General features: G+C 72.4%; 19 protein-coding genes. 16 read left to right on the top strand and 3 right to left on the bottom strand.

Annotation, left to right across the window (positions count from 1 at the left end):
* Positions 1-13 precede the first annotated feature (13 nt).
* The 9 genes from FLW16_RS08765 (at position 14) to FLW16_RS08725 (ending at position 8,037) form a co-directional block, all read left to right on the top strand.
* A complete protein-coding gene (locus tag FLW16_RS08765) occupies positions 14-277 on the top strand; it encodes a phosphoribosyl-ATP diphosphatase (protein WP_030507281.1) in 264 nt (87 codons plus the stop codon).
* A 61-nt stretch (positions 278-338) separates the two neighbouring features.
* A complete protein-coding gene (gene hisG / locus FLW16_RS08760; RefSeq protein WP_142559464.1) occupies positions 339-1,184 on the top strand; it encodes an ATP phosphoribosyltransferase in 846 nt (281 codons plus the stop codon).
* A 237-nt stretch (positions 1,185-1,421) separates the two neighbouring features.
* Positions 1,422-1,964 carry a PadR family transcriptional regulator gene (locus FLW16_RS08755; protein ID WP_142559463.1) on the top strand — a complete coding sequence of 181 codons (543 nt, stop codon included), beginning with the start codon at positions 1,422-1,424 and terminating at the stop codon, positions 1,962-1,964.
* Complete coding sequence (locus FLW16_RS08750; RefSeq protein ID WP_142559462.1) at positions 1,961-2,692, top strand: ABC transporter ATP-binding protein; 732 nt, start codon at positions 1,961-1,963, stop codon at positions 2,690-2,692. The genes FLW16_RS08755 and FLW16_RS08750 overlap by 4 nt, the downstream gene beginning before the upstream one ends.
* Positions 2,693-2,697: 5 nt before the next feature.
* Positions 2,698-4,488, top strand: coding sequence for an FtsX-like permease family protein (locus FLW16_RS08745; protein WP_142559461.1), 1,791 nt, complete (start codon positions 2,698-2,700; stop codon positions 4,486-4,488).
* 92 nt (positions 4,489-4,580) lie between these two features.
* Complete coding sequence (locus FLW16_RS08740) at positions 4,581-5,465, top strand: ABC transporter ATP-binding protein (RefSeq protein WP_142559460.1); 885 nt, start codon at positions 4,581-4,583, stop codon at positions 5,463-5,465.
* A gap of 2 nt (positions 5,466-5,467) precedes the next feature.
* Positions 5,468-6,205 (top strand): ABC transporter permease, encoded by a 738-nt coding sequence (locus FLW16_RS08735; RefSeq protein ID WP_142559459.1) that lies wholly within the window; start codon positions 5,468-5,470, stop codon positions 6,203-6,205.
* Between the two features lie 57 nt (positions 6,206-6,262).
* A complete protein-coding gene (locus FLW16_RS08730; protein WP_142559458.1) occupies positions 6,263-7,435 on the top strand; it encodes a sensor histidine kinase in 1,173 nt (390 codons plus the stop codon).
* Entirely contained in the window at positions 7,432-8,037 is a 606-nt protein-coding gene (locus FLW16_RS08725) for a response regulator transcription factor (protein WP_142559457.1), read from the top strand. Before FLW16_RS08730 ends, FLW16_RS08725 begins: the two co-directional genes overlap by 4 nt.
* 10 nt (positions 8,038-8,047) lie before the next feature.
* On the opposite strand, the gene FLW16_RS08720 is transcribed toward FLW16_RS08725, so the two are convergent.
* Positions 8,048-9,040, bottom strand: coding sequence for an aldo/keto reductase (locus tag FLW16_RS08720; protein ID WP_142559456.1), 993 nt, complete (start codon positions 9,038-9,040; stop codon positions 8,048-8,050).
* Between the two features lie 162 nt (positions 9,041-9,202).
* Positions 9,203-10,546, bottom strand: a complete 1,344-nt coding sequence (locus FLW16_RS08715) for an EAL domain-containing protein (RefSeq protein WP_260615042.1) — start codon at positions 10,544-10,546, stop codon at positions 9,203-9,205.
* A gap of 117 nt (positions 10,547-10,663) precedes the next feature.
* Between FLW16_RS08715 and FLW16_RS08710 the strand changes: the two genes are divergently transcribed.
* From FLW16_RS08710 to FLW16_RS08690, 5 genes are all read left to right on the top strand, one after another.
* A complete protein-coding gene (locus FLW16_RS08710) occupies positions 10,664-11,347 on the top strand; it encodes an acVLRF1 family peptidyl-tRNA hydrolase (RefSeq protein WP_142559455.1) in 684 nt (227 codons plus the stop codon).
* 146 nt (positions 11,348-11,493) lie between these two features.
* Positions 11,494-13,092, top strand: a complete 1,599-nt coding sequence (locus FLW16_RS08705; protein ID WP_142559454.1) for an ABC-F family ATP-binding cassette domain-containing protein — start codon at positions 11,494-11,496, stop codon at positions 13,090-13,092.
* A gap of 115 nt (positions 13,093-13,207) precedes the next feature.
* The gene (locus tag FLW16_RS08700; protein WP_030507271.1) at positions 13,208-13,423 is read left to right on the top strand and encodes a helix-turn-helix domain-containing protein; all 216 of its coding nucleotides are present in this window, start codon (positions 13,208-13,210) and stop codon (positions 13,421-13,423) included.
* 199 nt (positions 13,424-13,622) lie between these two features.
* Entirely contained in the window at positions 13,623-14,477 is an 855-nt protein-coding gene (locus FLW16_RS08695; RefSeq protein ID WP_142559452.1) for an enoyl-CoA hydratase/isomerase family protein, read from the top strand.
* Between the two features lie 127 nt (positions 14,478-14,604).
* Complete coding sequence (locus FLW16_RS08690) at positions 14,605-16,491, top strand: ABC transporter ATP-binding protein (protein ID WP_142559450.1); 1,887 nt, start codon at positions 14,605-14,607, stop codon at positions 16,489-16,491.
* Positions 16,492-16,559: 68 nt separating this feature from the next.
* On the opposite strand, the gene FLW16_RS08685 is transcribed toward FLW16_RS08690, so the two are convergent.
* The gene (locus FLW16_RS08685) at positions 16,560-17,438 is read right to left on the bottom strand and encodes a sulfotransferase (RefSeq protein WP_142559448.1); all 879 of its coding nucleotides are present in this window, start codon (positions 17,436-17,438) and stop codon (positions 16,560-16,562) included.
* A gap of 31 nt (positions 17,439-17,469) precedes the next feature.
* Between FLW16_RS08685 and FLW16_RS08680 the strand changes: the two genes are divergently transcribed.
* Entirely contained in the window at positions 17,470-18,432 is a 963-nt protein-coding gene (locus tag FLW16_RS08680) for an LD-carboxypeptidase (protein ID WP_142559446.1), read from the top strand.
* A gap of 45 nt (positions 18,433-18,477) precedes the next feature.
* Positions 18,478-19,383 carry a hypothetical protein gene (locus FLW16_RS08675; RefSeq protein ID WP_226873960.1) on the top strand — a complete coding sequence of 302 codons (906 nt, stop codon included), beginning with the start codon at positions 18,478-18,480 and terminating at the stop codon, positions 19,381-19,383.
* Positions 19,384-19,396: the final 13 nt, after the last annotated feature.

Here is a 19,396-nt window from a genome sequence, read left to right as displayed (position 1 = left end):
CCCGAGAGAGACCATGAAGACCTTCGAAGAGCTGTACGCCGAGCTGGCAGAGAAGGCGCGCACCCGGCCCGCGGGGTCCGGCACCGTGGCCGCCCTGGACGCCGGCGTCCATGCCATCGGCAAGAAGGTCGTCGAGGAGGCCGCGGAGAGCTGGATGGCGGCCGAGCACGAGTCGGCGGACCGGGCGGCCGAGGAGATCTCGCAGCTGCTCTACCACGTCCAGGTCCTGATGCTGGCGCGCGGAATCGGGCTGGACGAGGTCTACAAGCATCTGTAGCCGCCACGGCGGCTGCAGATCGTCCATCGACCTCGTTCTTGCCCGAAAGGATCTCCCACTCATGCTGCGCATCGCCGTACCGAACAAGGGCGCGCTCTCCGAGGCCGCCCAGACCATGCTGAAGGAGGCGGGCTACCGCCAGCGCAGGGACAGCAAGGAGCTCGTGGTCGTCGACTCCGAGAACTCCTGCGAGCTGTTCTTCCTCCGCCCGCGCGACATCGCCGTCTACGTCGGCGAGGGCACTCTGGACGCCGGGATCACCGGGCGCGACATGCTGTTCGACTCCGGCGCCCCGGCCGAGGAGGTCATGCCGCTCGGGTTCGGCCGGTCGACGTTCCGCTTCGCCTCCACGCCGGGCGCCTACTCCGGCGTCGCCGACCTGTCCGGCCTGCGCATCGCCACCTCGTACGCGGGGCTGCTCGGCAAGTACCTCGCCGACCAGGGCGTGGACGCCCGGGTCATCAAGCTCGACGGCGCGGTCGAGACGGCGATCAGGCTCGGCGTCGCCGACGCGGTCGCCGACGTCGTGGAGACCGGCACGACGCTGCGCAACGTCGGCCTGGAGGTGTTCGGCGAGCCGATCGCGCACTCCGAGGCCGTTTTGATCAAGCGGGCCGGCGCCCCCGAGGCCAACGGGTTCCAGCAGCTCATCCGCCGCCTGCAGGGCGTGATCGTGGCCCGCGACTTCGTGATGATCGACTATGACATCCGGGCCGAGCGCATCGACGAGGCCATCGCCATCACCCCCGGTATGGAGGGGCCGACCGTCTCCCCGCTCCACCGCGAGGGCTGGGTGGCCGTGCGGGCGATGGTCCCGCGCAAGGGCCACCAGCAGGTGATGGACCAGCTCTGGGAGATCGGCGCGAAGGCGATCCTCGTCACCGCCATCTTCGCCTGCCGCCTCTGACCCGCCGCGCCTGACCCGCCGCGCCTGGCCCGCAGCGCCCGCCGGGTGGCGTCACCCGGCGGGGGCGGGAGCCGCCCGTGCTCTCCGGCCGGGCGGCGGGGGCCTCCGTCCCCCTGTCTCTTCCTTCCTCTCCACGTGTGAACCCGCGGCCTGCCCGTACAGGAGCCCCGGGCGGGGACCGTTTGACACTTCTAATGGCTAACCGCTATCCATTGGCTAACCGTTAGAGGGGGTCACGTGCAGGACGCAGTGCTGGCGATGCTCGCCAAGGAGCCGTCGCACGGGTACGACCTGCGCGCCCGGCTGCGGCGCAGTCTCGGCCCGCTGGGCGAGTCGATGAACCCCGGGCAGATCTACGTGACGCTTGCCCGGCTGGAAAAGGCCGGGCTCGTCGTCTCCGAGCGGGCCGACGGCCTGCCCGAGCGGCCGGAGCGCAAGGTCTACGCGCTGACGCCGGCCGGGCAGGAGCGGGTGGCAGCCTGGCTGACCGAGGTGGGCTGGCCGAAACCGGACCTGGCGGAGTTTCATCTCAAGCTCGTCGCGGCGGCCGCGGCCCGGCTCGCCGACCCGGTCGAGCTCGTGGCGGCGCAGCGCCGTGAGTTGCTGCGCCGCCTGCGTGAGGCCCAGCACGCGGCTCTGGCCGAGCCGGACGGCTCGCCCGCCGTCCTGCTGCTGGAAGGGGTCGTGCTGCGGCTGCAGGCGGACCTGCGCTGGCTGGAGGCCTGCGAGCGGGCCTGGTCCACCGTGTCCACGGTCGATGACGAAGCTGAGGATGCATGAACGCGTTGATCGGAGTTCGCGGCCTGGTCAAGGAGCACGGCGAGGGACAGAGCCGGGTCCGTGCGGTCGACGAGGTCGACCTGGAGGTCCCAGAGGGGCAGACGCTGGCGGTGATGGGGCCGAGCGGCTGCGGGAAGTCGACCCTGCTGCATCTGCTGGGCGGCCTCGAGCGGCCCACCGGCGGGGAGGTGTGGCTGGCCGGGCGGCGCGTCGACACCCTGAGCGAGCGGGCTCTGGCGCGGCTGCGGCGCCGGTCGGTGGGATTCGTCTTCCAGGCCTTCCATCTCATGGAGGAGCTGTCGGCGGCCGAGAACGTGGAGTTGCCCGCGTTGCTGGCCGGGCGCTCACGGCGCGAGGCGAGGCGGCGCGCGAGCCTGCTGCTGGACCGGGTCGGGCTCGCCGGCCGGGCCCGGCATCTGCCTTCGCAGCTGTCCGGCGGGCAACGCCAGCGGGTCGCCATCGCCCGCGCGCTGGTCAACGACCCGCTGGTCGTCCTGGCCGACGAGCCGACCGGCAATCTCGACACCACGGCGACACACGACGTGCTGAGGATCTTCGAGGAACTGCGTTCCGCGGGGCAGACCCTCGTGATCGTCACGCACGACGAGCGCGTCGCGGCCACTGCGGACCGGCTGGTTTCCATGCGCGACGGGATGTTCGTCGACGACACCCGGCTGGCCGGCACCGGCACCGGGTGGCTCGGCGGCCTGATCGGGCTGGACGGCTGACCGCCATGGGCCGCGCCGTGGTCGTGTTCCGTCTCGTCCTGGCCGACATCCGCCGGCACAGGGCCCAGGCCGCGATGCTCCTGCTCGCGGTGACCGTGGCCACCGCGGCCTACGCCCTGGGCCTGTCGCTGCGCGGGGCGAGCCAGGCGTTGTACCAGCAGACCCGGGAGGCGACCGCCGGGCCCGACGTGGTGGCGCTCGTCCCCGATCCGGGTCCCGCCGTGGCCCCCGCCCTGACCTCGCTGGCGCGTGCCCCCGAGGTCGTCGCCCACAACGGTCCCTACCGCATCGTCTACGCCACTCTCACCGCGGGGGACGTCACCTCCAACGTGGTGGTGCACGGCGCCGCGGAGAAACCCGGCGCGGTCGACCGCCCGCTGGTGACCTCGGGCCGCTGGGTGCGTTCCGGCGGCGCGGTGCTCGAACGGGGCTTCGCCACCGCGCTCGGTGTGCGCGTCGGCGACCAGGTCACCATCGAGGGCCGCGCGTACCCCGTCGTCGGGATCGCCGTCACCGCGGCCACCTCCATCTACCCGTGGGCGGCGCAGATCGGCCCGGGCGGCGGCCCAAGCGACCCGAGCGGCCTGGCCTGGCTCACCCGATCGGACGCCCGCGCGCTGGCCGCCCGGAATGATCTGCCGGTGACCACGGCCATGGACCTCAAGCTGCGCGACCCCGACGCCACCCAGGCCTTCGTCGACGCCGGCCACCCGGAGCTTTCCACCGTCAGGGTCAGCTTCCACACCTGGCAGTTCAAGGCCGGGCAGGACGCCGTCATGCTCAACAACAGCCAGCCGATCCTGGTCGTCGGCAGCTGGCTGCTCGGCTTCCTGGCCATCGCCGGACTGGCGGCTCTGGCCGCGGGACGCGCCGCCGAGCAGACGCGCCGGGCGGGACTGCTCAAGGCCGTCGGCGCCACCCCCGGCCTGATCGCCGCCGTCCTGCTCACCGAATATCTGGCGCCGGCACTGCTGGCCGAAGCACTGGGCCTGGCGCTCGCCCGCCTGGCCGAGCCCGCGATCGCCAGCCCCACCGCCAGCCGGATCGGCGAGGTCGCGGGCCCGGCCGGAGCCACCATCGCCGCCACGACCGCTCTCGCCGTGGCGGTGGCGGGGCTGTCCACTCTGCGTCCCACGCTGCGCGCCCTGCGCACCGCGACCGTCACCGCGCTGGGCGGCGCCGCCCGCCGGCCCCGCCACCGCCCCCTGCTGACCGCTCTGTCCGCGCTGCTGCCCACCCCGCTTCTGCTCGGGCTGCGACTGACCGCACGGCGGCCCGGCCGCGCCGTCCTGCAGGCGTGCTCCACCGCCACCACGCTGATCGCGGTCATCGCCTTGCTGGCCGTCCACGCCCAGCCCGTCAGGGAGTACGGCCTGGGCTCGTCCGCCCTGGCCAACCTGCGGGACGTCCACGACCGCCGGCTGCTGCTGGCGGTCACCGTCCTGCTGATCGCGCTCGCCGCCGTGAACACCGTCGCGCTCGCCTGGACCACGGCGATGGAGGCCCGGGCGAACATGGCCGTCGCGCGTACACTCGGCGCCACCCCCGGACAGGTCTCCGCGGGGCTGTCGGCCGCCCAGCTCCTGCCCGCCCTGCCCGGCGCCGTCGCCGGCGTGCCCCTGGGCGTCTTCGTGTTCTGGCTGTTCAGCGCTGGTGAGACGACCACGCCTCCCCTGTCCTGGATGCTCGCCGCCGCGCTCGCGGCCCTCCTGGCGACGGCGGCGCTCACCGCCCTCCCCGCACGCCTGGCGGCCCGCCGGCCCGTGGCACCGACCCTCAGCGCCGAAACGGCCTGACCTCCTTGGGAACGCGCGGATGACAAATGTCACCGCGAAGGCCGGAGACGCGGCACTGATGATCGGACCCGCCCGATCCCTACCGTGAGGGCATGAACGCCATCGCCTTCACCGACGTCACCAAGAGGTACGGGGACGTGCTCGCGGTCGACGGCCTCGACCTGGAGGTCCCGGCCGGCGCCACGGTCGCCCTCCTCGGGCCGAACGGGGCCGGGAAGTCCACCTCGATCAACATGCTGCTGGGTCTGCTGCGGCCCAGCTCCGGCGAGATCCGGGTCTTCGGCGAGCCGCCGGAGACGGCGGTCGCCAACGGGGAGATCGGCGCGATGCTCCAGGAGGGCGCGCTGATCCCCGAGCTGACCGTGGCCGAGACCGTGGACTTCGTCCGGCGGCTCTACCCCCGTCCGCTGCCGCTGGAGGAGATCCTCCGGCTCGCCGACCTCACCGAGCTCGCCCGGCGGCGGGCCGACCGGCTGTCCGGCGGACAGACCCAGCGGGTCCGGTTCGCGCTGGCGATCGCCGGCGGGCCGAGGCTGCTGCTGCTCGACGAGCCGACCGCGGCCATGGACGTCGAGTCCCGCCGTACGTTCTGGGACAACATGCGGGCGTACGCCGCGCGGGGCCGGACGATCCTGTTCGCCACCCACTATCTGGAGGAGGCCGACGAGAACGCCGACCGGGTCGTCGTGATCGCCCGCGGCCGGGTCGTCGCCGACGGCAGCGCCGCCGAGATCAAGGCCGGGGTCGCCGGTCAGGCGGTGAGCTTCCTGCTGGGCGAGCAGCCGGTCGCCGGGCTCGACGCCCTGCCGGGGACGACCGGCGTGGAACTCCAGGGCGGCCGGGTCACGCTGCGCACCAGCGACCTCGACGCCACCGTCGCCGCCTTGTATCGCAAGACCACCCTCGACATCCGCGACCTCCAGCTCCACGGGGCCGACCTGGAGGACGCCTTCCTCGCCCTCACCAAGGAGGCCTGACGATGCGGCACTACATCAAGATCGAGCTGCTGCGGATGCTGCGCAACAAGCGCTACGTCATCTTCGTGGTCGCCTTCCCCGTCGGGTTCTACCTCCTCTACTCCAACCTCTGGGGGTCGGAGTCCGACCAGGCGACCGGGCTGCGCGGCAGCGTCCTGCTGATGGTCTCGATGGCCGCGTACGGCGCGCTGGCCGCCGCCATGATGTCGACGGCCGTGCCCTGGTCGCAGGAGCGGCACAGCGGCTGGCTGCGGCAGCTCCAGATCACCCCGCTGCCGGGCCGGGCGATCATCCTCACGAAGCTGATCTCCTCGCTACTGCTGGTGCTGCCGTCGCTGCTGCTGGTCGGCCTGGCCGCGGTGCTGACCCAGCACGTGTCGCTGTCGCCGGTGCGGTGGGTGGAGCTGATCCTGGCGATGTGGGCCGGCACGATCCCCTTCGCGGCGCTGGGCCTGGCGATCGGATCCCTGCTGCCGCCCGACACCGCGCAGCCCGTCGCGATGATCGGCATGTTCGGCCTGGCCCTGCTCGGCGGGCTCTGGTTCCCCGAGAGCATCATGCCCGCGGCCATGAAGAGCATCGCCCACGTGACCCCGTCGTACGACTACGCGCGCATCGGATGGCGGATCGCGGCGGGCGAGACCCCGCACGCGGCCGACGCGGCCGGCATCCTCGCCTGGGCGGTGGCACTGGTGGCACTGGCGCTCGTCGCCTACCGTCGCGCTACGGTGCGAGCCTGATCGGACACGGCGCAACGGCGCGCGCCTGATATCCACCACGTTCGGAGGGGCAGCGGGATGAGCAGGCTGGCCAGAGTGTTCACCTTCGGCGGGATGGACGACCGTCCCTCCCGCCTGAGGCGCCTGATGGGCATGTCGCTGGGCCTGATCTACCTCTTCTACCCGGTGTCCGAGGTGGTCGACGGCACGGTGACCGGCGCGCGGGCGGTGTGGTGGATGGCCGCGCTCGCGGTCTTCGTGGCCGTCTACCTGACGGTCGTGCTGGGGCCGCGCGCCCTCGACGATCACCCCCGGTGGATGTTCCCCCTGCTCGGCGTCGCGACGATGATGGGGGCCGTCTTCCCCTTGATCTTCCGGAGCCCTTCCTGGCTGACCCTGCCGGTCTACCTCGTGGTCGCCTACGCCATGGGACTGCCGCCCCGCCGCGCCCTGCTGGGCGTCGCGGCCATGGCCGCGCTCGTCCTCGCCGAGGGCAAGGCCATGGGCGCCGACGACGGCACGGTGTGGGCGCTCGTGCTGCAGGTCGTCACGCTCGGCGTGCTGTTCATGAGCGTCCGCAACACCCGCGTGCTCGTCGTGCAGCTCAGGCAGGCGCAGAGCGAGGTCGCCAGGCTGGCCGCAACCGAGGAGCGGCTGCGGATCGCCCGCGACCTGCACGACCTGCTGGGACACAGCCTCTCGCTCATCGTGCTCAAGAGCGAGCTGGCCCGCCGTCTGGGCGAGCAGGGCTCGCCGAAGGCCGCAGGGGAGGTGGCCGACATCGAGTCGGTGGCGCGGCAGGCGCTGGCCCAGGTGCGCGAGGCCGTCAGCGGATACCGCCGGCGCCGCCTGACGGAGGAGATCGACGGCGCCAGGTCGGCGCTGGGCGCCGCCGACGTCGCCCTCACCGTGCGCACCCGCGGCACCCCGCTGCCCGAGGACCTCGACGGCCTGTTCGCCTGGGCCGTACGCGAGGCCACCACCAACGTCGTACGGCACTCCGGGGCGACCCGCTGCGAGATCGACGTGTCGTACGGCGAGGAGGGCGCGGTGCTGGAGATCGCCGACAACGGCGGCGGCGGCGGGGCGTACGGGCCGGGCAACGGCCTCACCGGGCTCGGCGAGCGGGTGCGCGCGGCGGGCGGGGACCTGGAGGTCGAGGCCGGCAAGCGGGGGTTCAGGGTGCGGATCGCGGTTCCGCCGCCCCTGGGCCGTACGGCGGAGATGATCGCGGATAGGTTGGCCGAATGATCAGGGTCGTGCTGGCGGAGGACCAGAGCATGGTGCGGGGAGCGCTCGCCTCCCTGCTCGGCCTGGAGCCCGACATCGAGGTGGTCGGAGAGGCGGCGAACGGGGACGAGGTGATCACCGTCGCCGAGGCGACCAGACCGGACATCGCGCTGCTCGACATCGAGATGCCCGGCAGGGACGGGATCTCCGCCGCCGAGGAGCTGCGCCGCCGGGTGCCCGGGTGCCGGGTGGTGATCCTCACGACGTTCGGTAGGCCCGGATACCTGCGCCGCGCGATGGAGGCCGGGGCGGTGGCCTTCCTGGTGAAGGACAGTCCCGCGAGCGAGCTGGCCGCCGCCATCAGGCGGGTGCTGCGGGGCGAGCGCGTGATCGACCCGGGTCTTGCCGCCGCCGCGCTCAGCGCCGGGCCGAACCCGCTGTCGCCGCGCGAGCGCGACGTGCTGGCCGCCGCCGCGGACGGCTCGACGATCAACGACATCTCGCTGCGGCTGCACCTGTCGGAGGGCACGGTGCGCAACTACCTCTCGGCGGCCATCCAGAAGACCGGCGCGCGCAACCGGATCGAGGCCGTCCAGAAGGCCCAGGCGCAGGGCTGGCTCTAGTCCGCGAGGGTCACCAGGCGTACGCCTCGGGCGCGGGCCTGGCTCCGTTGGGCCCGGGGGACGGGAAGAGCTCGTCCAGCTTGGCGAGCGTGCCGTCGTCGAGCGTGATCCTCAGTGCGCGCAGCGAGCCGTCGAGCTGCTCGACCGTCCGCGGCCCGACGATCGGCCCGGTCACGCCGTCCTGCGCGAGCAGCCATGCCAGTCCGACGTGGGCCGGGTCCTCGCCGATGTCGGCGCACAACTTCTCGTACGCCTCGACGGAGTCCCGGTGCTCGGCCAGCGCGGCGGCCCAGAGCCCCGAGCCGCTGCGGCCGGCGACCCCTTCACGCTGCTTGCGCAGGACGCCGCTGAGCACTCCGCCGTGCAGCGGCGACCATGGGATCACCCCCAGCCCGTAGTGCCGCGCGGCGGGCAGCACCTCCAGTTCGGCCCAGCGCGACATCAGGTTGTAGATGGACTGTTCGCTGACGAGCCCGAGGAAGTGCCGGGACCGCGCGGCCTCCTGCGCCTGAGCGATGTGCCACCCGGCGAAGTTGGACGAGCCGAAGTAGAGCACTTTTCCCTGTCGGCGAAGGACGCTGAACGCCTCCCAGATCTCCTCCCACGGCGTGCTCCGGTCGATGTGGTGCATCTGGTACAGGTCGATGTGGTCGGTCCGCAGCCGCCTGAGCGACGCCTCGCAGGCGCGCCGGATGTGCAGGGCGGACAGGAACTGTTCGTTGGGCCGGCTCCCCATCGGCTGGTAGACCTTGGTGGCCAGCACGGTCCTGTCGCGCCGGTCGCCGCCCTTGGCGAACCAGCGGCCGATGATCTGCTCGGTGACGCCTTCGCCCTGCTGCCCGCCGTACGCGTCGGCCGTGTCGAAGAAGTTGAGGCCGTGCTCGTGCGCACGGTCCATGATCGCGTGACTGTCCTCTTCGGACGTACGCGACCCGAAGTTCATGGTGCCGAGGACGAGCCGGGACACCGACAGGCCGCTGCGGCCGAGGCGGGTGTACTCCACGTGTTTCTCCCTCTCAGGGACGTCACTGATCGCATCAATCAAGATGCAGTGAAGGTACAACCTGCAACACGGGTGTTGCAATTCAGCGGCGAGCGGCGACGGCCGTACGCATCGTCCGTGAAGAAGGCGGAACGCGCTCCCGGCCGTGGTCCCGCGGCGGGCTCAGCGGGCCGGCTGCGCCTGGAGGTCGGCGGCGTGCCGCAGCAGGTCGCCGACCCGCACCACGCCCATGCACCTGCCGACTTCGTCGACCACCACGAGGTCGTCGTACACGCGGGAGTTGTCCCGCCCCGCCACCTGCATGGCCGCGATCACCGGGGTCGTCTTCGCCACGATCTTCGCGGTGTCCGCCAGGCGGCCGGCCGACTTCTTCGCATGCAGCGCGTGGCCGTACGCCCCGGCCATGAAGAGCAGGAACCGGCTGCGGTCGATGCTGCCCTGCGGCCGCTGGTATTCGTCCACCAGGATCACGCTCGTGATCGAGGGCTCGGCGCTCAGCACGGCGACCACCTCCTCGGCCGTCGACCCGGCCGGCAGCGTCACCGCGGGAAGCAGGAGCTCCTGCACCCGGGGGCCCAGCGACGCGGTGACGGCGGCCGCCTCCGGCACCGGCAGCGGCACGTGGACGCGGTTGTACCCGTGGGAGGGCCGCCAGTCGGGCGGCGCGAGCAGGGGACCCTGCGCGAGCCGGATGCCCCAGCCGCGTACGGCGGCCAGCTCCGTCTCGTCCCGCACGCCCGGCGCGAGCACGTGCGCGCCGACGCCGCGCGCCAGCCGGACCAGCGACTCCGCGAGCGCGCCGCGCCGGGGATCGCGCGGCCCGCGCGCCACCAGGTCGGGGGACAGCGCGATCACGTACGGCGAGGCGTCGGCGAGCAGGTCGAGCGGCAGCGCGGTGGTGCCGATCCCGCCGAACGCGATGAGGTAGCCGACCGCGCGCAGACCGTCGATCCCGGACAGCAGGGCCGTGCGCTCCACGGGCGCGGGATCGCCCTCGATCACGAGGATGACCTCACGGGGACGCCGGTTGCACATGCGCATGGCCTCGTGCAGCCGTGCGAGGCCGGCCGTGCCCCCGGCCACGGCGGCGGCGGAGATCGGCAGGACCAGCGGCAGCAGGGCCTCCTCGCGGGCGGCGGCCAGCAGGCCGTTCACCGTGCCCGCCACGCCCGGGCCGCCGGAGGAGGCGCCCTCGGCGATCACCTCGATGGCCACGGCGCCGCCGGTGTCGAGGTCGACCACCGGGAGAAAGAGCGGGCCGGCCGGCCCGGGGAGGCCGGGCCCGGGACCCGCGGGCGCGTACGCGCGCTGGTCGTACGGCTGGGCGGCGGCCGCCGGGGTGTACCTCCGCACCATGGTGGCCGGGCCGTGTTCCCACGCGGTGTCCGCCGGCGCGTGTTCCCGCGCGCTGTCCGGGGGGAACGGGGTCGCCGGGGCCGGACCGGACGCCGGGACGCTTTGCGAGGTCGCGGCGAGCGGCGCCGCCGAAGGCGAGGGGAGCGACACGATTGAATTGTGGGACGCCGGGCCCCCGGACTTGCCGTCCGCAGGAGGAAATTCACCTATATTTCCCCGTCAGTTGGAAGGAATCCGACAGACGGTGCACGAGTAGGCTGATCAGCCATGACGGCAGGGCCCGCCGCGGGAGGCGGCAGATGGATCCCGGTCGCCCCCGAGCGGCTCGCCGGATGGATCGCGCGCTTCGCCGAGCGGCACGGCGCGATCGAGGCCGTCGTCCTGCCCGACCTGGTCCGTCTCGACGCCGCCGACGGGGCGGTCGCCGAGTGCCACGTGCCGTTCCCGCCGCTGCGCCTCTCCCGTGACCGTGAAGGTGACGGCGCGTTCCGCCTTCCCCCGCCTGCGGCGGCGCTGGTGGCCCACGTGTGCCGTGAGCGGACCGTGGGCGTGCTGCTGGCCCGGCTCGGCGGGCACGCCGCCGGCGTCTTCACCGGCGCCCGCCTCGTGACGGGCAAGGTCGGCTCGCGTCAGGTGCACGGGCGCAGCGCGGCGGGCGGGTGGTCGCAGCAGCGCTTCGCCCGGCGCAGGGACAAGCAGTCGGCAGAGGCGCTGGGTGCCGCCGCCGACCTGGCCGTCCGGGTGCTCCTGCCGAGACTCGCGGACCTGGAGGCCGTCGTGCTCGGCGGGGACCGGCGCTCGATCGACGAGATCCGGCGCGACCGGCGCCTCGCGCCGCTGTTCGCCCTGGAGACCGGCCCCTTCCTCACCGTCCCCGACCCCCGGCCGGCGGTCCTGGAGGGCGCCCCCGCGCTGTTCCGCGCCGTACGGATCCGCCTGATCGACCCCTGACCGGCCGCGTGGCGGCGGGGCGAGGGAGGTTTCACCGCAGGCGGTGGTGGACACGGCGGCACTACACTTGAGCCCATGCGCACTCCCGATTGATCGCTCCCGGTGCCGATCCTGACCTCATCACCTACGGGAGTGTCCCCTTAACCATGATCATCGCTTCTGACATCGAACTCCGCGCCGGCTCGCGCCTGCTCATCGAGGGCGCCTCGTTCCGGGTGAACCCGGGCGACAAGATCGGTCTGGTCGGCCGCAACGGAGCCGGCAAGACCACCCTCACCAAGGTCCTGGCGGGAGAGGGCCTGCCCGCCGCGGGCACGGTCACGATCTCCGGCAGCGTCGGCTACCTGCCCCAGGACCCCCGCACCGGCGACCTGAGCGTACTGGCGCGCGACCGGATCCTGTCGGCCCGCGGCCTCGACGACGTGCTCCGCGAACTGCGCGAGGCCGAGGCCGGGATGGCGGCCGACGACCAGCGCGTACGCGACCGGGCGGTGCGCGCCTACGGTCGCCTGGAGGACCGTCTGCACGTCCTCGGCGGCTACGCCGCGGAGTCGGAGGCGGCCTCGATCGCCTCCAGCCTCGGGCTGCCCGACCGCGTCCTCGGCCAGCCGCTGGAGACCCTGTCCGGTGGCCAGCGACGGCGGGTGGAACTGGCCCGCATCCTTTTCTCCGGAGCGGAGACTCTCCTGCTTGACGAGCCGACAAACCACCTCGATGCGGACTCGATCGGCTGGCTTCGTGATTTTTTGCGCTCGCACCAGGGCGGCTTGGTGATCATCAGCCATGACGTAAACCTTCTTGATGCGACGGTAAACCGGGTGCTCCACCTCGACGCCAACCGCTGCGTGATCGACACCTACAACGTCGGCTGGAAGGCCTACCTCGCCCAGCGGGAGACCGACGAGAAGCGGCGCAAGCGCGAGCGGGTCAACGCCGAGCGGCAGGCGTCCGCCCTGCTGTCCCAGGCCGACCGCATGCGGGCGAAGGCCACCAAGGCCAAGGCGGCCCAGGACATGGAGCGGCGCGCCCGGCGGCTGCTCTCCGGCGTCGAGGGCGAGCGGCGCTCCGACCGCGTCGCCAGGCTGCGTTTCCCCGACCCCGCGCCCTGCGGGAAGACCCCGCTGACGGCCCGCGGCCTGTCCAAGTCGTACGGCTCGCTGGAGGTGTTCACCGACGTCGACGCCGCCGTCGACCGGGGCTCACGGGTCGTCATCCTGGGCCTGAACGGCGCGGGCAAGACCACGCTGTTGCGCCTGTTCGCGGGCATCGAGAAGCCCGACACCGGTGAGGTCGTGCCCGGTCACGGGCTCAAGCTCGGCTACTACGCGCAGGAGCACGAGACGCTCGACCCCGGGCGCACGGTCCTGGAGAACATGCGCTCGGCCGGGCCCGACATGGCCGACGTCGACCTGCGCAAGGTGCTGGGGTCGTTCCTGTTCACCGGCGACGACGTGGACAAGCCCGCCGGGGTCCTGTCCGGCGGCGAGAAGACCCGTCTCGCCCTCGCGACGCTGGTGCTGTCGAGCGCCAACGTGCTGCTGCTCGACGAGCCCACCAACAACCTCGATCCGGCCTCCCGCGATCAGGTGCTGGCGGCCCTCGGCTCCTACACGGGCGCGATTGTGCTGGTCACGCACGACGAGGGAGCCGTGGAGGCGCTGCGGCCCGATAGGGTGATTCTGTTGCCAGACGGAGTAGAAGACGCATGGAGCGACGAATTTTCCGATCTTGTGGCGCTTGCCTGATCTTAATTTGAGCGGGTAGGGATCTTTTCCCGCGGAGTAGGTAGCCGATCCCGTCGAAATGACTGATCATGGGCTGAAGTAACGCTGCGGAAGTCTGGCACTACAGGAGGTACTCGTGGCCGAGACTCTGAAGAAGGGCACCCGGGTGACCGGGGCCGACCGGGAAAAGCTGGCCGCTGATCTCAAGAAGCGCTATTCCGCGGGTGAGAGCATCCGCGCTCTGGCTGCTTCCACCGGCCGCTCGTACGGGTTCATCCACCGCATCCTGAGCGAGTCCGGGGTGACTCTGCGCGGGCGCGGCGGCGCGACCCGGGGCAAGTCCAAGCGCTAGAGATCCACCTCAAGACGCGCGACCGCAGCCGCTCGTTCCTGCAGGAGGAGCGGTCGCGTCCGACTCGCCAGAACGATATTCGGTAAGCTCGGGCGCGACCGCGAGATGAACAGGAGGGCGGACGCCCGGCACGGACGGTGCGCCGCACCGGACCGGCCGTGCGAGGCGACGCCGCTCCGCACCGGAGCAGGAGCAGGGCATGGCGGAAGCGGCAATGGGGGGGAATCTGGAGCACGCCCGTGAGACGGGCGACGGCTCCGATGTGTCGACGATCTCGGCGGCCGCGCCGGCCGAGGTCGGAGTGCGCTTCGAGGTGGACGGCGAGATCGCGACCGTCACTTTGGACCGGCCGGACAAGCGGAACGCTCAGACGTTCGCGACATGGTCGGCCCTGGCCCGGATCGGGGAGACCCTTCCGGAGCAGGTGAGAGTGGTCGTGGTCGAAGGCGAGGGGCCGTCCTTCTCAGCCGGGATAGACCTGCGTATGTTCACGCCTGAGGGGGTGCCCGGACAGGGATCGTTCGCGAGCGCCGCGGCGCTCGACGACACCGAGTTCGAGCAGCGGATCGCCGAAGCCCAGAAGGGCTTCCTGTGGCTGCGCAGGCCGGAGATCGTGTCGATCGCGGCCGTGCAGGGCCACGCGATCGGGGCGGGCTTCCAGCTCGCGCTCGCGTGCGACCTGCGTGTCGTCGCGGACGACGTGAAGTTCTGCATGAAGGAGCCCGCGCTGGGGCTGGTTCCCGACCTGACCGGGACCAAGCCCCTGGCCGACATCGTGGGGGTTCCCCGGGCCATCGAGATGTGCCTGACCGCGCGTACCGTCGGGGCCGCCGAGGCCGTACGGCTCGGCCTGGCCGAGATCGCGGTGCCCGCGTCCGAGCTGGCCCAGGCCGTACAGGACCTGGCCGCCGCGCTGCTGGCGACCGACCGCGCCGCCGCGGCCGCCACGAAGCGGCTGCTGCAGGCCGCGCCGGGACGCACGCTGGAGGAGCAGGCCGCAGCCGAGCGGGCCGAGCAGGCGGCGCGCATCCGGGCACTGTTCGGGTCGAACTGAGGGGCACTGTTCGGGTCGAACTGAGGGGTACGGTTCGGGGCGAACGCATAAGTCCTGTTCGCTTCGAGCTGACGGGGGAATCGGGGGAGTCCTCCCACCGCTGCACGCCTGGGAGGATGTACGACATATGTCGATGATGAACGGGGGCTACGGCCTTCAGGTGATGCGGTCCTTACGGCGTGACAGCTCCGTGACGAAAGAGCGGCTCGCGCCGGGGACCGTCCGGCGCATCGCCGGCTACGCCCGGCCGTTCCGCGCCCAGATCGCCGGTTTCCTCGCGCTGGTCGTGGTCGACGCGGTCATCGTGGTCGCCAACCCGCTGCTGATGAAGGCGATCATCGACTACGGCATCACCCCCGGGCGGGTCGACGTGGTCGTGTGGCTCGCCGCGGCGATCGGAGCGCTCGCGGTGCTGGACGCCGGGCTCGGCCTGGTGCAGCGCTGGTACTCCGCTCGCATCGGAGAGGGACTGATCTACAACCTGCGCACCGAGGTCTTCGACCACGTGCAGCGCATGCCGGTCGCGTTCTTCATGCGCGCCCAGACCGGCGCGCTGGTCTCCCGGCTGAACACCGACGTCATCGGGGCGCAGCGGGCTCTCACCAGCACGTTGTCGTCGGTGGTGTCCAACGTCATCAGCCTGGTCATGGTGCTCGGCACCATGCTCGTGCTGTCGTGGCAGGTCACGCTGGTCGCGCTGGTCCTGTTGCCGATCTTCATCTTCCCGGCCAAGTGGGTCGGCCGCCGGATGTCCGCGCTGACCCGCGAGCAGATGCAGCTCGACGCCGAGATGAGCTCGGTGATGACCGAGCGGTTCAACGTGGCCGGGGCCATGGTCGCCAAGCTGTACGGCAGGCCGGACGACGAGGCGGCCCACTTCGCGGAGCGCGCGGGCCGGGTCCGCGACGTGGGCGTGATCGTCGCCATGTACGGCGCGGTGTTCCGCATCGCGCTCGGCCTGGTCGCCGCGCTGGCGACCGCTCTCGTCTACGGTCTCGGCGGTGTGCTCGCGATCTCCGGGGCCTTCGCGCTCGGCACCCTGGTCGCCCAGTCGTCCCTGCTCATGCGCCTGTACGGCCCGCTGACCAGCCTGTCGAACGTCCACGTGGACGTGATGACCGCGCTGGTGAGCTTCGACCGGGTCTTCGAGGTGCTCGACCTCAAGCCGATGGTGGCAGAGAAGCCGGACGCGGAGCCGATCCCCGAAGGGCCGGTCACGATCGAGTTCGACGACGTCCGTTTCCGCTACCCGGCCGCCTCCGAGGTGTCGCTGGCGTCGCTCGAGTCGGTGGCCCGCCCGGACACCGGGCCCTCGCAGGAGGTGCTCAAGGGCGTGTCGTTCACCGCGCACCCGGGCGAGCTGGTGGCGCTCGTCGGCCACTCGGGCGCGGGCAAGACGACCATCACCCAACTGGTCTCGCGGCTGTACGACGTGGACGAGGGCGCCGTCCGGATCAACGGACTGGACGTCCGCGACGCCACCCTGGACGGCATCAGGGACACGGTGGGAGTGGTCATGCAGGACGCTCATCTGTTCCACGACACGATCGGCAACAACCTCCGCTACGCCCGTCCGGAGGCGACCGACGAGGAGGTCTGGGACGCCCTGCGCGCGGCCCAGATCGCCGACCTCGTCAAGAACCTGCCGGAGGAGCTGGAGACGGTCGTCGGCGACCGCGGCTACCGGCTGTCGGGAGGGGAGAAGCAGCGCATCGCCCTGGCCCGGCTCCTGCTGAAGGCGCCGCGGGTGGTGGTGCTGGACGAGGCGACCGCCCACCTGGACTCGGAGTCCGAGGCCGCGGTGCAGCAGGCGCTGAAGACCGCCCTGCAGGGCAGGACGTCGCTGGTGATCGCCCACCGGCTGTCGACCATCCGCGAGGCCGACACGATCCTGGTGGTCGAGGACGGCAGGGTCGCCGAACGCGGCCGGCACGAGGAGCTGCTGGAGCGGGGCGGCGCCTACGCCGAGCTGTACCGCACCCAGTTCACCGGCTCTGGCCAGGGCGGTTCCTGAGGCGCCGAGACTCCCAGACGTCTGAGCCATGGTTCGAGCGGTAGTCATGGTTCAGCGGTAGTCACGGTTCAGCGGTAGCCGAGGCGGGCGAGCTCCTCCCTGGCCACCTTCTCCACCAGTTCGGCGTCCTCGGCCGACAGTCGCCTGCGCCAGCTTCCCGGCCGGGGGATCGCCGTGCCGTACAGCGCGATCGTGGAGATCTTGGCCTCCAGGAAGGACGACACCGCGTCGATCGCCTCTCCCGGCGAGGCCACCATGTCCTCGTACCGCAGGGTGAGCAGGTGCTCGCCGGGCAGTTCGCGGCGCAGGGCGGCGCTCAGCCGTACGGCGCCGCGCCAGCGCAACGCGCACTTGCCCGCGGGCGGCATCCCGGCCCATCGCTCGCGGTGCTCGGCCGAGCGCACGCCGAGGAACGGGTTGGGAAACTCCGCGTCCTCGCTCAGCATGTGGGGCTTGACCCAGGTCATGCAGGCGGGGTCGGCGAGCATGTCGGCGACGACGTCACGGCCGTCGCGGATGATCTGGATGAGCCGGGCGTCGGGGAACGCCCGCAGCAGCACCGGCGCGCTGTAGAGCAGGTCGGGGCTGGCGTCGCCGAACCGGGACAGCGTGCCCGGCCCGACGCACGGCCCCGCGCCGACGATGCCGCCCGCCTCACGACAGGCGGCCGGGCACTCCGCGCACGCCGCCGGGACCACCTGCCACGCCTCCGCCAGCACGTCGCGCAGCACCTGCGGGGCGCCGCCGCTGCGGGCGATCGAGGGTCTCCTGGCGAAGGCGTGGACGACCCGGGCCACCGGGCCCCTGCCCATGGTCACGTGGAACCCGGGCGAGCGCTTGAGGGCACGGCCCAGCAGGTCCGCGCCGGAGTGCGGCGCCGCGACAACGAACACCGGACGACGGACCTTGACACCGTTGACCACGAGGATGTGCGTCGGAGGTCGCATAGATACCGCTAAGTCTGACACCCTTTGAAGGGTGAGCGAGCGCTTCCGCGGCGGGGCGGGCGGTGACGCCTCTGTAACGGTCCCGAGCCTGCCCCGGCGGCTGCGGCCCGGCGACACCGTCGCGCTGGTCGCGCCGGCCGGCCCCGTCGATCCCGTACGGCTCGAGCGCGGCACCGAGGTCCTGGCCGGGCTCGGGCTGCGGGTCGTGCACGGGGCGTCGATCCTCGCGAGGGAGGGCTACCTGGCCGGGCCGGACGCCGCACGGGCGGCCGACCTCCAGGACGCGTGGTGCGATCCCGGGGTGGCGGCGGTCGTCTGCGCCAGGGGCGGCTACGGCACCACCCGGCTGCTCGGGCTGCTCGACTGGGACGCCATGGCGGCGGCCGGTCCGAAGATCCTGCTCGGGTCGAGCGACATCACCGCGCTGCACCGGGCCTTCGCCGACCGGCTGGGCCTGGCGACGCTGTTCGGGCCGATGCCGGCCTGCGCGACGATCAGCGACCCGGAGGGGCCCGAGCCGGTCACCTTCGCCCACCTGCGCGAGGCCCTGTTCGAGGGCGGCACGCCGGCGCCGGTCACGGGCGACCGGGTGATCGTGCCGGGCCGGGCCGAGGGCCGGCTCACCGGGGGCAACCTCGCCCTGCTGGCCGCCCTGTGCGGCACGCCGTACGCGCTGCGCGCGCGGGGCCGTATCGTGCTGCTGGAGGACGTCACCGAGGAGCCGTACCGGATCGACCGCATGGTGACGCAACTGCTGCAGGCCGGGTGTCTCGACGGCGCGGCGGGCATCGTGCTGGGATCGTGGGTGGACTGCGGTGACCCGCTGCCCGTGCTGACGGAACTCCTGGCCCCGCTGGGCGTGCCGACCGTCGCGGGCCTGCCAGTCGGCCACGGCACACCACAGATGGCGATGTGGTTGGAGACGAATGTGGCTATTGTGACCGAATCGTGCTCTGTCGCGGGCACCTTCCGCGACTCTTACGCGGCAACCTGAGACGCGCCCGGATGCGTGCCCGGGCCGTGGCGAAGGGATGGTGCGTTGGGACTCTTGCGGCGACTGCTCAGCCGGACGCGGCCGGACCATCCCGCCCCGAGAGCAGTCGAGGACGTCGATCTCGACTCCCTGCTCGCCCTGGTCGCCGAGACCATGGGCTACACCTGCGCGTTCGCGGCCGACGGCACGTCGCTGACGCTGACCTCGCCGGAGCGTGAGCGGGTGGTGAACCTCGTCGGCCTGCGCCGGGAGGCCGGTCGCCGCGCCCGCGAGGACTGGCCGATGCTGGTCTCCGAGCATCTGGCCCACGCGGTGTCGGGCGAGCCGTTCGACGCCTGCAACCTCACGCCCATCAAGCCGCTGCTGCGCACGCGGGTCCACGCCGCCGACGACCCCGCCTTCCCCGACCCCTCCCGGATCATCGGCCGCCACCTCAGCGCCGACCTGATCGAGGTGCTGACCATCGGCGCCCGTCCGGTGCGCCCGGAGGAGGCGTTCTGCTGGCCGATCCCGCCGGCCGAGGCGCTCGACGTGGCCATCGGCAACGCCCTGACCGACGAGCGGCCCACTGTGTCGCGGCTCGACCTCGCCGGGACCGAGGTCTCGCTGCTGACCGCGCCCAGCGCGGCGGCCCACCTGCGCCGCCTGACGGCGTACATGGACGTGCCCGAGGACGGCATGCTCGCCGTGCTGCCGCACCGGGGCATGGTCGCGGTGCACCCGGTGGCCGGCATCGGCGTGGTGCGCGCGATCGAGCGCCTGCGCATCTTCGCCCACCGGGAGCACGCCGGCCGGGCCGACGGGCTCAGCCCCCACGTGTACTGGTGGCGCCGGGGCAAGCTGACCCGCATCCAGGCCGACCTCATCAGCCACGACGGGCAGACCCGGCTGGTCGTCGCGCCGCCGCCGGAGTTCGCCCGGCTCCTCGCCCGCATCGCCGGCCAGTCGTGACCCCGCCCCGCGC

It is taken from the genome of Microbispora sp. KK1-11 (assembly GCF_006874435.1).
Lineage (GTDB): Bacteria > Actinomycetota > Actinomycetes > Streptosporangiales > Streptosporangiaceae > Microbispora > Microbispora catharanthi.
The sequence above is the reverse complement of the archived record's forward strand: the minus strand, read 5'-3'. Positions and strand labels throughout refer to the sequence as shown.

Coding starts and splice junctions, on each gene's coding strand:
- FLW16_RS08765 (WP_030507281.1), top strand. CDS start 14: ATGAAGACCTTCGAAGAGCTGTACGCCGAGCTGGCAGAGAAGGCGCGC.
- hisG (WP_142559464.1), top strand. CDS start 339: ATGCTGCGCATCGCCGTACCGAACAAGGGCGCGCTCTCCGAGGCCGCC.
- FLW16_RS08750 (WP_142559462.1), top strand. CDS start 1,961: ATGAACGCGTTGATCGGAGTTCGCGGCCTGGTCAAGGAGCACGGCGAG.
- FLW16_RS08745 (WP_142559461.1), top strand. CDS start 2,698: ATGGGCCGCGCCGTGGTCGTGTTCCGTCTCGTCCTGGCCGACATCCGC.
- FLW16_RS08740 (WP_142559460.1), top strand. CDS start 4,581: ATGAACGCCATCGCCTTCACCGACGTCACCAAGAGGTACGGGGACGTG.
- FLW16_RS08735 (WP_142559459.1), top strand. CDS start 5,468: ATGCGGCACTACATCAAGATCGAGCTGCTGCGGATGCTGCGCAACAAG.
- FLW16_RS08730 (WP_142559458.1), top strand. CDS start 6,263: ATGAGCAGGCTGGCCAGAGTGTTCACCTTCGGCGGGATGGACGACCGT.
- FLW16_RS08725 (WP_142559457.1), top strand. CDS start 7,432: ATGATCAGGGTCGTGCTGGCGGAGGACCAGAGCATGGTGCGGGGAGCG.
- FLW16_RS08710 (WP_142559455.1), top strand. CDS start 10,664: ATGACGGCAGGGCCCGCCGCGGGAGGCGGCAGATGGATCCCGGTCGCC.
- FLW16_RS08705 (WP_142559454.1), top strand. CDS start 11,494: ATGATCATCGCTTCTGACATCGAACTCCGCGCCGGCTCGCGCCTGCTC.
- FLW16_RS08695 (WP_142559452.1), top strand. CDS start 13,623: ATGGCGGAAGCGGCAATGGGGGGGAATCTGGAGCACGCCCGTGAGACG.
- FLW16_RS08690 (WP_142559450.1), top strand. CDS start 14,605: ATGTCGATGATGAACGGGGGCTACGGCCTTCAGGTGATGCGGTCCTTA.
- FLW16_RS08685 (WP_142559448.1), bottom strand. CDS start 17,438: ATGCGACCTCCGACGCACATCCTCGTGGTCAACGGTGTCAAGGTCCGT.